A 12463-nucleotide genomic window follows, 5' to 3' on the forward strand; every position below is an offset into this window, starting at 1 on the left:
TGGCTATTCCTAACTTGAGTTTGCCACTCGTCTGCTGATAATGAGATGCAGAAAATTCCCTGAATAAAGAGGCAATGATGGCAGAGGAGCAAACCCAGGATAACGATAGCGTGGTCGCCCGCTTCCGCAATTTATCGACCAATAGTCGAATGGCACTCCTATTTGGCTTGCCTTTGGTCTTGGCGGCCTTGGTGGCGACAATGCTGTACTCCAAAGAACCCGATTACCGGATTTTATTTACGAATGTCGCTGACCGCGATGGCGGCGCCATCTTAACCGCCTTGGGCCAGATGAATGTGCCCTACAAAATGATCGAGGGCGGGGGCATTATGATTCCGGCCGATAAAGTGCATGAAACGCGCTTGCGCCTGGCCTCGCAAGGGTTACCGAAAGGCTCCATTGTGGGCTTTGAGTTGATGGAAAATCAAAAACTCGGCGTCACACAATTTCAAGAGCAAGTGAATTACCAGCGGGCACTAGAGGGAGAGCTATCACGCTCAATTCAGGCGTTGGCGTCGGTTCAATCTGCCCGCGTTCACCTGGCCATTCCTAAACCCACGGTGTTTATTCGTGAACAGCAAAAACCAACGGCGTCGGTCTTGGTCAATCTCTATCCTGGCCGTTCACTGGAGCGCACCCAGATTGCCGGGATCGTTCATTTGGTCTCAAGCAGCTTGCCTGAACTGACCCCAAAAAATGTCAGTGTGATTGATCAAAATGGCGTTTTGCTATCGAATGAACCAGACAGCACTATGGGCGCGCTAGACCCCAGCCAAATGGCCTATGTTCAGTCACTCGAACAAAACTATGCCAAACGGATTATGGACATTCTAAGCCCCATTATTGGGGCAGAAAATGTACGGGCTCAGGTCACCGCAGAAATTGATTTCAGTCAAACAGAGCAAACGGCTGAACTCTACAAGCCCAATGGCGATGCAAAAGAAGCGGCGATTCGCAGCCAACAGATTTTAGAAAATGCCAATGGGGCGACCCCAGGGGCACAAGGCGTACCAGGGGCCTTATCGAACCAACCACCCGGTAACACCAGCGCCCCCATCAGTGGGCCAGGTGCCGGCGCCACCAACCCGACAGCCACCACGGCAACCAGCAACCCCAATGCCAGCACACGCCGCGAAAGCACCGTTAATTACGAGGTAGATAAAACCGTTCGCTATACCAAAAATGCCAGTGGTGCGATTAAACGCCTCTCTGCAGCCGTGGTGCTTAACCACAAGACTGTCACCGAAAAAGGGAAAACAACCAGCGTTCCACTCACCGAAGAGGAAATTGGAAAAATCACCGCCCTGGCGAAAGAAGCAATTGGCTTTTCCACCGATCGCGGCGATAAGTTAAATGTCATGCATACAGCTTTCAATAAATCGCCAAAACAGGAAATTGAAGCGGACCCATTCTGGAAAACACCCGAAGGGATGCTGTTAATCAAGGATGTCATTAAATATGGCCTGATTGCCGGGCTAATCATGTATCTGTTGTTTGGGATCTTAAAACCAGCGATTAAAGATTTACTGACCCCACGTCAAGTTTTGCAGCCTGCCGGGACCACGCTTGATATTATTGAAGACAGTATTGAAGAACCTCTTTCTATCCAGGTACAAAACAACCCTGTCGTCGATCAGGTTCGAGAGTTTGCCAAACAAGACCCACGGGTAGTGGCGACCGTGGTTCAGAATTGGGTGAAAGGCAATGAATGACGAAGGAATCAATGACAGCGCTATTTTATTGATGTCGCTGGGTGAAGAATATGCGGCAGAAGTATTCAAGCATTTGTCCCCCAAAGAAGTTCAAAAATTGGGGATGGCAATGGCCAAAATCAAGAATGTGGGCCGCGATAAAGTTGATAGTGTTTTAGAAAAATTCAAAAAAGAAGCCAGTGAATCGGCTGGCTTAAATATTGATTCTGATGTTTATTTACGGACGGTCTTAACCACCGCGCTGGGTGAAGATAAAGCCAATTTTTTACTAGACCGGATTCTCAATAACAGCGACACCAGTGGGATTGAAAGCTTGAAATGGATGGATGCGGCAACGGTTGCTGAACTGATAAAAAATGAGCACCCACAAATTATTGCTTCGATTTTGGTGCATTTAGAGCGCGATCAATCAGCAGAAATTTTAAATAAATTTACCGAACGCCTGCGTAACGATACGATCCTGCGCATTGCGACCCTCGACGGGATTCAACCCAGTGCTTTGCGTGAACTGAATGATGCCTTGAATAAAGTGCTCTCGGGTTCGAGTGATCAAATCAAGAAAAATCAGTTGGGCGGCGTACGTACAGCTGCGGAGATTCTCAACTTCGCGGGTAGTACTGTTGAACAATCGGTGATTGAGTCTGTGCGGGAATTTGATCCTGACATCGCACAAAAGATTCTGGATGAAATGTTCACCTTTGAAAACCTCATGGATGTCGATGATCGCGGCATTCAGACCGTCTTGCGTGAAGTGCAATCAGAATCACTGGTGCTGGCGCTTAAAGGTGCGAACACCGAAATGCGTGAAAAAATCTTCCGCAATATGTCGAGCCGTGCCGCTGAAACATTGCGTGAGGATCTTGAATCACGCGGGCCGGTCAAGGTTTCTGATGTGGAACGGGAACAAAAAGAGATTCTCAAAATTGTTCGGCGCTTGGCCGAAGAAGGACAAATTGCCTTGGGTGGCAAGGGTGAAGAGGCGTTTGTTTAAACCATGGCGGATAAATTTAATAAAATCATCAGCGCCGACAGCGGGCAGGCCGTTCAGGTTTGGTCACCGAAACTGTTACATGACCCCGCCCCCAAGCCCGTCAAACAGGCCGTGCGCGCTATTGATCTGGCCGAGTTACAAGAGCGCGCGCTCGAAGAAGCCCGAGCAGAAGGCTATCAACAAGGGCTACAGGAAGGCTATAACGCGGGCGAACATTGGGTGCAACAGGAAAGCCAGCGCATGTGGAATTTACTCACACAGGCTGAACAATCCCTGCAAACGCTACAAAGCAATCTCGCAGACTCCGTGCTGGATCTGGCCATTGATGTCGCCCAGCAAATTTTGCGTCATGCCTTGCAAACAGACCGTACCGTGATTATCCCGGTTGTCCGCGAAGCAATCGATCAATTGGTCGGAACAGGCAATCACCCACAACTTTTTATCAGTCCGCAAGACAGTGAACTGGTCAGACGTGAGTTTGCTGACGAGCTTCAGCTAGACCACTGGAAAATCATTGAGGATCCCCGTATTGAGCCGGGGGGTTGCAAAATCAGTACCGCATTCGGTGATATTGATGCCCAGGTTAATACTCGCTGGCAGCGCACCGTCGCGGCCCTGGGCAAAAAAGTTGCCTATCAAGCTGAGCTCGACATTGATCCCCCTATAGGGGGAGCCACATGACGGAACATACCGCCGCCCCGACCATGCTCAGTGAAATGGAGCGCTTCGTGCAAGACTGTCGCGGCCATGTTGCGAATGTCAATGCGATTGAAATGCGCGGACGGCTGACCCGGGTTGCGGGTCTGGTCATGGAAGCCATTGGGCTACGCCTGCCCGTGGGTAGTAATTGCCTGATTTTGCAAGAAGGCATGAATCCTGCCGAAGCAGAAGTGGTGGGCTTTAATGGTGACCGTTTATTTTTAATGCCGACTGGGGAGGTTTATGGGCTAACCCCAGGGGCGATTGTTTTGCCACTTGAAATGGATGTGACCCCGCCGAAATTCGGCATGCCATCCCATCCTTGGCGGCGGGCGGAAGACCGAACCAAACACCTGCCGGTAGGCGAAGGCCTATTAGGTCGTGTGCTCGATGCCAATGGCCGCCCACTGGACAAATTGGGGGTCGTCACGACTGAACGTCGTCTGCCGCTACAGACTCGCCCGCTCAACCCGATTGAGCGTGAACCGATTCACGATGCCCTAGATGTAGGCGTACGCGCCGTGAATGCTTTACTAACCATTGGTCGCGGGCAGCGGATCGGGCTGTTTGCCGGTTCTGGCGTTGGTAAATCAGTGTTACTGGGCATGATGGCCAAATATTCGCAGGCCGATGTCACTGTTGTCGGTTTGATTGGCGAACGTGGCCGCGAAGTCAAAGAGTTTATTGAACAAATTTTGGGCGAAGAAGGGCTGCGGCGTTCTGTCGTGATCGCGGCCCCTGCCGATACTGCTCCCTTGTTACGGATGCAAGGTGCAGCATACGCGACACTGATTGCGGAATACTTCCGCGATCAAGGTAAAAACGTGCTCTTGATTATGGATTCGCTGACGCGCTATGCGATGGCCCAGCGCGAAATCGCGCTGGCAATTGGCGAACCACCAGCGACCAAAGGGTATCCCCCTTCCGTGTTTGCCAAATTGCCGATGCTGGTTGAACGGGCGGGCAATGGGGCCAATGGTCGAGGGTCAATCACGGCCTTTTATACCGTGCTGACTGAGGGCGATGATCAGCAAGACCCGATTGCCGATAGCGCACGGGCGATTCTTGATGGTCACATCGTGTTATCGCGGCAACTTGCGGAAAGCGGCCACTATCCTGCGATTGATATTGAGGCGTCCATTTCGCGGGTTATGCATAACGTTGTTGCGCCACAGCAATTAAATCAAGCGCGAGCCTTGAAAGGGGCCTTTTCACGGTATCAGCGTAACCGCGACCTGCTCGCAGTGGGGGCCTATGTGCCGGGAAGCGACCCACAGCTTGATGAAGCGATCCGGCTTTATCCCCAGATTGAAGGGTTTTTGCAGCAATCAATGAGTGAAAGTGCGGGGATGGATGCCAGCTTATCCGGGCTTAGAAATTTGTTTGGTCATATACACTGAAATCGTTAGTGTGGGATAGATAAGGCAAACGGCGATGGCGATTCAGCAGGCGACATTGAATAAGTTGCTGCAACAAGCGCAGGAAAAGGTCGACGAAGCAGCGAAACAATTGGCGCAGCATATTGGGCAACGGCAAGCCAGTCAGGATAAATTGAAAATGCTACAAAGTTATCGTGATGAATATCAACAGCGGCTTGACAACAGTAGCCGGCAGGGGGTTGCGCCGCATGAGTTGCTCAATTTTAGAGAGTTCATTAATAAGCTGGAACTCGCCCTAACCCAACAGGAAAACGAGGTCGCTTATTGGGAAAAATCGGTGCAAGCCAGCCAGCAAATGTGGCTGGCCGAGCAACGCAAATTGAAATCATTCGATGTTTTGGGTCAGCGCCAGCATGAATTGGCCCAACAAAAGCAGGACAAATTGCTGCAAAAACAAAACGATGAGTTTTCCATGAATCAGTATTTTCGCAAACAATCGCACGAATAATCGAGGTGTCTATGGCCGCATCCCTCTTAGACAAGGTTTCCTCCCCTGCTAACCTCATGGGTAACAGCAAGGGGGCGTCGCCCTCAACCGACAGCCCCACGAGCGAATCATTTAGCCAAGTGTTTCAACAAACTCAGCAGCCCGCCCCGAGCCAGCAAAGTGATGCCCCTGCGCGTGACGTGAGCGGCCCCAGCACCGCGCAACTGAAGGGCGAGGCGCGTGACCTGAACCCGAACAAGCGCGGGGCGCAGCAAAACACGAATGCCAGCACCTCTCCCAGTGAAGAGAGAGGGCAAGCACCCACCCAAGAGCAATTGATGGGGATGGCCCCCATCGGCAAATCTGCGCAACTGGAAAAGGTGGCTATCGATCTGAATCAATTACTGGGGTTGGCTGAAGAAACGCCACGGCAAACAGATACCGGCGAGAGCGTCAACAATGAGGCCTTCACTAGCGCCTTAGCCCCTGGTGGCGCTGCAACGGCCTTGATGGCTGCCTTGTCGCCCCAAACTGTGTCGCCAACGTCATTAACAGTCTCGACAGATAAGGCTGCAACGGATACCCTGACTGCCGAGCGAGGCAATCTACGCCCTACTGTATCGACGACACTCGACTTCGCCAAGGTCAAGACTGACCCTGCGGCCAATCTGACGTTGACACCGGAAAGTGGGCTGGCGTTTCGCCTTGAACCACAAGGCAAAACAGAAACCTTAACCAACTTAGGGGCGCTGAGTGAACTGGGCAATAGTGGTAAGCCAGTGATAGAAAGTGCAGCCCCGAGCAATAATGGCACAGCAAGCACCGTCAATCCCGCAGCCTTGAACCCAGCGCTGGCAGCCCAGGCAAACGCCCCCCAACAAGGCTCTACCCCGCAATTGGCTCATTACAGCATCAGTCACCCAGTCTATAGCCCCCAATTTGCGAATGAAGCCGCACAAACCCTGCATGTAGCGATTAACACCAAGATTCAGCAGGCGGAAATTGCGGTAAATCCACCCGATATGGGTCCCATTCGCATCCAAATCCAAGTTAACGGGAATGATGTCAACCTCACCATAGCGGTCCAACAAGTTGAAGCGCGTCAGGCGATTGAAGACTCTTTACCGAAACTGCGCGAGCTGCTGGGCCAGAATGGCATGGACCTCGGTCAAACCGCCTTACAACAGCAAACAGCCGGTCAATATCGTCAGGATAATCAGCAGCCCCAATCTGGAAATGGTTGGCGTAACGCAACGGCTGAGGATAGTGCCATCGCTCCAGTAGCGGGCACGCTGTTAACGCAACGCTCGAGTAACCGAATGCTGGATTTGTTTGCATAAACTGAATTTCAACCCAAAACCGTCGTTAATTGCTTGAACGGGCGGTCAGAGACTGCTCCATACTTTGATTAACGTTACGGAGAAAAGCATGGCAAAAGAAGAAGTCACCCCTGAAGCAGGCGCAGAAGCCGCGCCCGCGCCCAAAAGCAAGAAAAAACTATTCTTGATTTTAGGCTTGGTCATCGTCCTGATTGCTGGCGGTGCCGGGGGCTTTTTATTCATGCAGAGTAAAAAAGCCAAGGAAGCGGAAGCGAAACAAGGTGCCGCCAAGCAAGATGCAGAGGGAGGAGAGGAAAAAGGGGATGGTCATGCAGCCAACGACCCGAAACATCCCCCGGTATTTGTTCAAATGGACAAGTTTGTGTTTAACCTTGCCAGTGCGCCACCAGACAAAACAGGGGTGGGCCAGGTGGAGATGCAAATTCGGGTGGAAGATGCCAAAGTCAGCGAAACGATTAAAGCTTACATGCCCTTGATTCGTAACAATATTTTATTGCTGCTCACCAGCAAGGCCTACGACGATGTAGCGACCATTGAAGGTAAAAAAATCTTACAGGAAGAGCTGATAGAGGCAATTCGCCAGCCCTTGCCCAAGCGCGCTGATAAAGGCAAGGACAAGAGTCGGGGAATACAAGCGGTAACCTTTTCAGCGTTCATTATGAACTGAATTCAGCACGTTAAAGGTGGCACATTATGGCGGGTGATTTTCTCTCACAAGACGAAGTTGATGCCCTGTTACGCGGCGTCACCGGCGAAGATGAAGGTGGCGAAGAAGCCATCAGTGAGGAAGGCGTCCGCCCGTATAACCTGGCTCGCCAGGAACGGATTGTCCGTGGTCGGATGCCGACCATGGAAATTATCAATGAACGCTTTGCCAGGCTGTTCCGCGTAGGGCTGTTTAACTTTATGCGCCGCAGCCCCGAAATCTCAGTAGGGCCAGTACGGGTACTGAAGTACAGCGAGTTTATTCGTAACCTAGTCGTCCCTACCAATCTGAATCTGGTTCAGATTAAACCCTTGCGGGGAACCTCACTGTTTATCATTGATCCGAGTCTGGTATTTGCAGTAGTGGACAATATGTTTGGAGGCGATGGTCGATTTCATACCCGTGTTGAGGGCCGCGACTTTACACCAACGGAACAACGGATTATTCAGAAAATGTTAAGCGTCATTTTTGAAGATTACGGAAAATCCTGGTCACCCGTTTATCCCATTAATTTTGAATATGTGCGCTCTGAAATGCACACTCAATTTGCCAACATTGCTACGCCGAGCGAGATTGTGTTGGCAACCAGTTTCAGCATTGAACTAGGGGCTGCCGGCGGTCAATTGCATATTTGCATTCCCTATGCCTCCGTTGAACCGATCCGCGACATTCTGTATTCCAGTATGCAGGGCGATCATATCGAACCCGATAAACGCTGGATGCGTATGTTAAGTAAGCAGGTGCAATTTGCAGATGTCGAGTTGGTTGCCAAGCTTGCCACGGCGAAGCTGACGGTCCATGATATTTTGAATATGCAAGTGGGTGATGTGATCAGTTTGAATGTGCAACCCACCATTAATGCCGAAGTGGATGGCGTACCGCTATTTGAATGTAAATATGGCGTGATGAATGGTCAGTACGCAATCAAAGTCGATAAGATGCTCGCAATTAATCAAAAAGAAAATCAGCTAGGAGAAGATCATGTCTGAAGAAAATCAAGACGCCATGGCCGATGACTGGGCTGCTGCGCTGGCGGAGCAAGCCGCTAGTGATGGTGATGATGCAGGCGGAGGCGAACCAGACCCATTTGCAGGCTCACCGAGTGCGGCGGCTTCAATTTTTGAAAATTTTGGCAGTGGGCCGTCAGTGGCCAGCAGTAATGTCCAGACTGCGAATGATATCGATATGATTTTGGATATCCCGGTTCAACTTACGGTTGAATTGGGGCGGACCAAAATCCCCATCAAGCATATTTTGCAATTAGCCCAAGGCTCAGTCGTTGAATTAGACGGGTTGGCGGGTGAACCGATGGATGTGCTCGTCAATGGCTGCTTGATTGCCCAAGGGGAAGTGGTGGTGGTGAATGATAAGTTTGGGATCCGCCTGACTGATATTATTACCCCTTCCGAACGAATCCGTAAGTTGAATCGCTAGTCACGCGACGACGACCGCTCTCGCTTTTACCGATTGATATCGCCCATGACCGTGTCCACGATTGCTGTAGTATCCCGATCCCGCCTGTTAACCCAAGTGTCGGTGCTGATCGGTTTATGGGGCCTTGCTAGCTTGCCAGCCTGGGCCGCTGGGCAACCCGCCAGCCCTGCGCCTACTTTCTCGCCACTGGCCAGTCTGGGGCAATTGATTTTTGGACTCGCGCTCGTCGTCGGCCTCATCTTTGCCGCGAGTTGGCTCATGAAAAAGGTGGGCTTACAAACAGCCCGTACCGGGGGCTTCTTCAAGCCATTGGCGCACCTGGCCGTGGGGCAACGCGAGAAAATCATGCTGATTGAAGCGGGCGAACAATGGCTGATTATCGGCGTTACCGCACAACAAATCACCCCTCTCGCAACGCTGCCAAAAGGCGATGCAACGCTCTTACAAGCTACCGCAAGCAATTCGGCAAACGCCGGAAATGCAGTGGCTTTTGCCCAGTTATTACAGAAATTCCGGCAGCGCTAGCACACTACAATCAATTCAATATCATTGAGAGTCAATGAGGTTGGTTGATGCCACAGACTATTTGGGAAGCATGCTGCAAAGCCCCGTGGGCGGGTTGGCTGAAATGGGGGAGCCTGATCCTGCTCTTTATCTTATTTGGCCAGGACACTGCCTGGGCGCAGACTAATCCGCTCGCAAACATTACCAGTACGCCCGGCGCAGGCGGCAGCACCAGTTACAGCGTATCGATTCAAACGCTACTGGCAATCTCAGCGCTCACATTTTTACCGTCGGTGTTGCTGATGATGACCAGCTTCACTCGCATTGTGATTGTGTTATCTCTGTTGCGGTTAGCGCTGGGCACCCAAAACTCACCCCCCAATCAAGTCATTATTGGCTTAGCACTGTTTTTAACGCTGTTTATTATGGGGCCAGTGTTCGATAAGGTGTACAGCGACGCCTATGCCCCGTATGCAGAAAACAAAATCAGTTTCAATGAAATGTTAGACAAAGCAACCCCGACAATTAAGGGATTCATGTTGCGGCAGACACGGGAAAATGACCTCGCCCTTTTCAGCAAGCTGGGGAACTTACCGCCCGTCAAGCAAGCCGAGGAGCTGCCTCTTAAAGTGGTGGTACCCGCTTTTGTGACCAGTGAACTAAAAACAGCATTTCAAATCGGTTTCATGATTTTTTTACCCTTCATCATTATTGACATGATCGTCGCTAGCGTCTTGATGTCGATGGGGATGATGATGTTATCGCCGGTGCTGATCTCGCTGCCATTCAAACTCATGCTGTTTGTGTTGGTGGATGGCTGGAGCCTGTTAGCCAGCTCACTGGTAGCCAGTTTTGCCGTCTAGGAGAGCCGTATCATGATGAACACCCAAGCCGTTTTATCAATGGGGCAGCAAGGCTTAGAAGTGATGCTCTTGGTCTCTGCGCCCATCTTATTGACCGCCTTGGCAGTAGGCCTGATCATCAGCATCTTTCAGGCAGCCACCCAAATTAACGAGGTCACCCTCTCCTTTGTGCCAAAAATCATTGCGATCTTTGTGGTCATGATCATTACCGGTCCGTGGATGCTCACCACCATGATTGACTACATCCAGCGCTTATTTGGGCAAATTCCCTTCATGATCGGCTAGCACCCCATGTTTCAGGCCAGCAGCGCAGAAATCAATGGCTGGGTCGTCCAGTTTGTCTGGCCATTTTTTCGCGTTCTCGCCCTATTTACGACCGCCCCCCTGCTCGGTCATCGCGCATTTCCACGTCGCGTCCGGCTCGCTTTGGCCCTGGTTATTGCCGTGTTGATTACCCCCAATATTGCCCCAGCCCCAGCTAGCTCGCTGACCAGCGCTTATGCCTTGGTGTATCTTCTGCAGCAATTCCTGGTGGGCGTCGCCATTGGTTTTTCGATGTTGCTGGTATTCGCAGCCATTGAAACAGCCGGTGAATTTATTGGGCTGAATATGGGGCTGAGTTTTGCGACATTTATCGATCCAATGAACAATCGCCCCACGCCCATTGTCGGTAGTTACCTGGGGGTGATGGCATCGCTGACGTTTTTGGCGCTGGACGGCCACCTGCTGCTCATTGCCGCGCTGCACGAAAGCTTTCAGATTGTGCCACTTGCCCTGCCCGCTGACGGCAAACTCAATCCCATGCAGGTGATTGACTTGGTAGCCTTACTCAAGGCAGCTGGCGATATTTTCCGCATTGGCCTGCAAATTTCTTTACCCGTGATGGCAGCCATCTTGATTACCAATATTGCGATGGGGTTGCTGGCCCGCACCGCACCGCAACTTAATATTTTTGCGGTGGGCTTTCCCATTACCTTACTCGTTGGCTTTGGTTGCCTATTGTTGGCGCTGCCTTATCTGCGCGTTATCTTTGAACACATCCTAAGCCACCATTTTTTACATTTGCTGCGCTCAACTTCGGGCGGCTAACGTCGTTAAACAGCCTAGTTCTATTCGCTTTCGGCCGCCTATATCTATCCCAATCATGTCTACCAGCATGCCTATGCCCCCCAGGCCAACTGTCTCACTACGCGTCTTGATTGCGGATGACAATAATTTTGGTCGCCTGATGCTGAAGGAATGCCTGGAAAAAAGTGGGCATCATGCGATTTTGGCTGAAGACGGGCAACAAGCCCTCGAGTTATTTGAAACCGAACACCCAGATGTGGTGCTACTTGATGTCGTCATGCCGCGTATGGATGGGTTTGAGGCGGCTAGAAGGATTCGCCAGCATAGTCGGGGGCAACACACCCCGTTGCTCTTTCTCTCTGCCTTGGATGACCAAGCCTCGAAAATAGAAGGGTTAACCTACGCCGATGGCTATATCGAAAAACCCATTCAATTTGACATGCTCTTGGCGCGGCTGAATTCTTTTTTTCGGCAGATTCATATCAATCGGCAATTGAATCAACAAAAAATGGCCTCCGAAGCCGCCTTGCAACAACTTGAAGAAGAAACCGAAATGGGGGCCTATGTCTTGTCGCGAATACTGGCTTCAGCACGCGCCCCAGACGACTTGGTTCAATATTTGGTCAGCCCGGCTTCGCGGTTTAGTGGCGATGTGGTTCTCTACGAACATTCGCCACAGCAAGAAATTTATATTCTACTGGCCGATGCGGTTGGACACGGCATTTCCGCTGCACTTAATGTTTTCCCGTTGTTTCAGGTCTTCATGAGCATGGTGCGCAAAGGCTTGCCATTGCTCGAGATTGTTGAGGAGATGAACCAGACCCTTTGCGCCATTATGCCGGTTGATCGCTTTGTCTCAGCGATTGTGCTGCACATCCACCCCCCCACGCGCAGCGTGACACTCTGGAACGGTGGCTGCCCACCCGTGCTACTACTCGATGAACACGGAACCATACAACGGCAAATGCCCCCTGAGTGTCCCCCGTTGCGCCTGGCAGATAGAGAAATGATTCGACATAGTATTCAGACACTGACCTTGGAAGCCAGTCAAAATCTGATTTTGTTCTCTGATGGGCTGGTTGAGATTGGCCGCCGGCCAGCCAGTGAAGGGCTCAGCCTGATCCAACAAACGCTGCATGGCTCCCGTGATGGCACGCGATTTGATAAGCTGGTCAACTATTTGCAAGCTCCTGGCGAAGGGCTGACAGCACATGACGATGTTTCCATCGTTGTCGTGCGTGGTGCGCAGCTCAATCTCAGCACTAAGTGCTGACCAAAGC

General features: G+C 51.3%; 14 protein-coding genes and 1 pseudogene. 14 read left to right on the forward strand and 1 reads right to left on the reverse strand.

Going from position 1 to position 12463, the window contains the following annotated elements; all coding sequences use genetic code 11:
* Positions 1-77: 77 nt before the first annotated feature.
* The 6 genes and pseudogenes from fliF to DU000_RS13150 form a co-directional block, all read left to right on the forward strand.
* The gene (fliF, locus tag DU000_RS05705) at positions 78-1712 is read left to right on the forward strand and encodes a flagellar basal-body MS-ring/collar protein FliF (protein WP_114402782.1); all 1635 of its coding nucleotides are present in this window, start codon (positions 78-80) and stop codon (positions 1710-1712) included.
* Positions 1705-2703: a flagellar motor switch protein FliG gene (gene fliG, locus DU000_RS05710; RefSeq protein WP_114402399.1), complete on the forward strand. Its 999-nt coding sequence runs from the start codon at positions 1705-1707 to the stop codon at positions 2701-2703. The genes fliF and fliG overlap by 8 nt, the downstream gene beginning before the upstream one ends.
* A gap of 3 nt (positions 2704-2706) precedes the next feature.
* Entirely contained in the window at positions 2707-3384 is a 678-nt protein-coding gene (locus DU000_RS05715; protein ID WP_114402400.1) for a flagellar assembly protein FliH, read from the forward strand.
* Positions 3381-4802, forward strand: a complete 1422-nt coding sequence (fliI, locus tag DU000_RS05720; protein ID WP_114402401.1) for a flagellar protein export ATPase FliI — start codon at positions 3381-3383, stop codon at positions 4800-4802. Before DU000_RS05715 ends, fliI begins: the two co-directional genes overlap by 4 nt.
* Positions 4803-4836: 34 nt before the next feature.
* Complete coding sequence (fliJ, locus tag DU000_RS05725) at positions 4837-5289, forward strand: flagellar export protein FliJ (RefSeq protein WP_114402402.1); 453 nt, start codon at positions 4837-4839, stop codon at positions 5287-5289.
* Positions 5290-5777: 488 nt separating this feature from the next.
* Positions 5778-6458 (forward strand): annotated as a pseudogene (locus DU000_RS13150) (flagellar hook-length control protein FliK); the annotation flags it as partial.
* Here the strand turns inward: DU000_RS13150 and DU000_RS13155 are convergent.
* Complete coding sequence (locus DU000_RS13155; RefSeq protein ID WP_420812123.1) at positions 6340-6606, reverse strand: DUF3322 domain-containing protein; 267 nt, start codon at positions 6604-6606, stop codon at positions 6340-6342. The pseudogene DU000_RS13150 and the gene DU000_RS13155 overlap by 119 nt on opposite strands.
* Positions 6607-6696: 90 nt before the next feature.
* Here DU000_RS13155 and DU000_RS05735 point away from each other — a divergent pair, with 90 nt between their 5' ends.
* The 8 genes from DU000_RS05735 (at position 6697) to DU000_RS05770 (ending at position 12456) form a co-directional block, all read left to right on the forward strand.
* Positions 6697-7275, forward strand: coding sequence for a flagellar basal body-associated FliL family protein (locus DU000_RS05735; RefSeq protein WP_114402404.1), 579 nt, complete (start codon positions 6697-6699; stop codon positions 7273-7275).
* 26 nt (positions 7276-7301) lie between these two features.
* Positions 7302-8303, forward strand: a complete 1002-nt coding sequence (gene fliM / locus DU000_RS05740; RefSeq protein ID WP_114402405.1) for a flagellar motor switch protein FliM — start codon at positions 7302-7304, stop codon at positions 8301-8303.
* Positions 8296-8748 carry a flagellar motor switch protein FliN gene (gene fliN / locus DU000_RS05745; RefSeq protein ID WP_114402406.1) on the forward strand — a complete coding sequence of 151 codons (453 nt, stop codon included), beginning with the start codon at positions 8296-8298 and terminating at the stop codon, positions 8746-8748. The genes fliM and fliN overlap by 8 nt, the downstream gene beginning before the upstream one ends.
* Before the next feature lie 45 nt (positions 8749-8793).
* Positions 8794-9273, forward strand: a complete 480-nt coding sequence (gene fliO / locus DU000_RS05750) for a flagellar biosynthetic protein FliO (protein ID WP_114402407.1) — start codon at positions 8794-8796, stop codon at positions 9271-9273.
* Between the two features lie 47 nt (positions 9274-9320).
* Positions 9321-10115 carry a flagellar type III secretion system pore protein FliP gene (gene fliP, locus DU000_RS05755; RefSeq protein ID WP_114402408.1) on the forward strand — a complete coding sequence of 265 codons (795 nt, stop codon included), beginning with the start codon at positions 9321-9323 and terminating at the stop codon, positions 10113-10115.
* Between the two features lie 15 nt (positions 10116-10130).
* Positions 10131-10400: a flagellar biosynthesis protein FliQ gene (gene fliQ / locus DU000_RS05760; RefSeq protein ID WP_114402783.1), complete on the forward strand. Its 270-nt coding sequence runs from the start codon at positions 10131-10133 to the stop codon at positions 10398-10400.
* A gap of 6 nt (positions 10401-10406) precedes the next feature.
* On the forward strand, positions 10407-11204 hold the full coding sequence (fliR, locus tag DU000_RS05765; protein WP_114402409.1) for a flagellar biosynthetic protein FliR: 798 nt from the start codon (positions 10407-10409) through the stop codon (positions 11202-11204).
* Positions 11205-11271: 67 nt separating this feature from the next.
* Positions 11272-12456, forward strand: a complete 1185-nt coding sequence (locus DU000_RS05770) for a SpoIIE family protein phosphatase (RefSeq protein WP_158529644.1) — start codon at positions 11272-11274, stop codon at positions 12454-12456.
* The last annotated feature ends 7 nt before the right edge of the window (positions 12457-12463 follow it).

It is taken from the genome of Parvibium lacunae, assembly GCF_003335215.1.
GTDB classification, from domain to species: domain Bacteria; phylum Pseudomonadota; class Gammaproteobacteria; order Burkholderiales; family Burkholderiaceae_D; genus Parvibium; species Parvibium lacunae.

What these genes read in the sequence shown, in the direction of transcription:
- fliF (WP_114402782.1), top strand. Translation starts at nt 78, where the DNA reads ATGGCAGAGGAGCAAACCCAGGATAACGATAGCGTGGTCGCCCGCTTC.
- fliG (WP_114402399.1), top strand. Translation starts at nt 1,705, where the DNA reads ATGAATGACGAAGGAATCAATGACAGCGCTATTTTATTGATGTCGCTG.
- DU000_RS05715 (WP_114402400.1), top strand. Translation starts at nt 2,707, where the DNA reads ATGGCGGATAAATTTAATAAAATCATCAGCGCCGACAGCGGGCAGGCC.
- fliI (WP_114402401.1), top strand. Translation starts at nt 3,381, where the DNA reads ATGACGGAACATACCGCCGCCCCGACCATGCTCAGTGAAATGGAGCGC.
- fliJ (WP_114402402.1), top strand. Translation starts at nt 4,837, where the DNA reads ATGGCGATTCAGCAGGCGACATTGAATAAGTTGCTGCAACAAGCGCAG.
- DU000_RS13155 (WP_420812123.1), bottom strand. Translation starts at nt 6,606, where the DNA reads ATGCAAACAAATCCAGCATTCGGTTACTCGAGCGTTGCGTTAACAGCG.
- DU000_RS05735 (WP_114402404.1), top strand. Translation starts at nt 6,697, where the DNA reads ATGGCAAAAGAAGAAGTCACCCCTGAAGCAGGCGCAGAAGCCGCGCCC.
- fliM (WP_114402405.1), top strand. Translation starts at nt 7,302, where the DNA reads ATGGCGGGTGATTTTCTCTCACAAGACGAAGTTGATGCCCTGTTACGC.
- fliN (WP_114402406.1), top strand. Translation starts at nt 8,296, where the DNA reads ATGTCTGAAGAAAATCAAGACGCCATGGCCGATGACTGGGCTGCTGCG.
- fliO (WP_114402407.1), top strand. Translation starts at nt 8,794, where the DNA reads ATGACCGTGTCCACGATTGCTGTAGTATCCCGATCCCGCCTGTTAACC.
- fliP (WP_114402408.1), top strand. Translation starts at nt 9,321, where the DNA reads ATGCCACAGACTATTTGGGAAGCATGCTGCAAAGCCCCGTGGGCGGGT.
- fliQ (WP_114402783.1), top strand. Translation starts at nt 10,131, where the DNA reads ATGAACACCCAAGCCGTTTTATCAATGGGGCAGCAAGGCTTAGAAGTG.
- fliR (WP_114402409.1), top strand. Translation starts at nt 10,407, where the DNA reads ATGTTTCAGGCCAGCAGCGCAGAAATCAATGGCTGGGTCGTCCAGTTT.
- DU000_RS05770 (WP_158529644.1), top strand. Translation starts at nt 11,272, where the DNA reads ATGCCTATGCCCCCCAGGCCAACTGTCTCACTACGCGTCTTGATTGCG.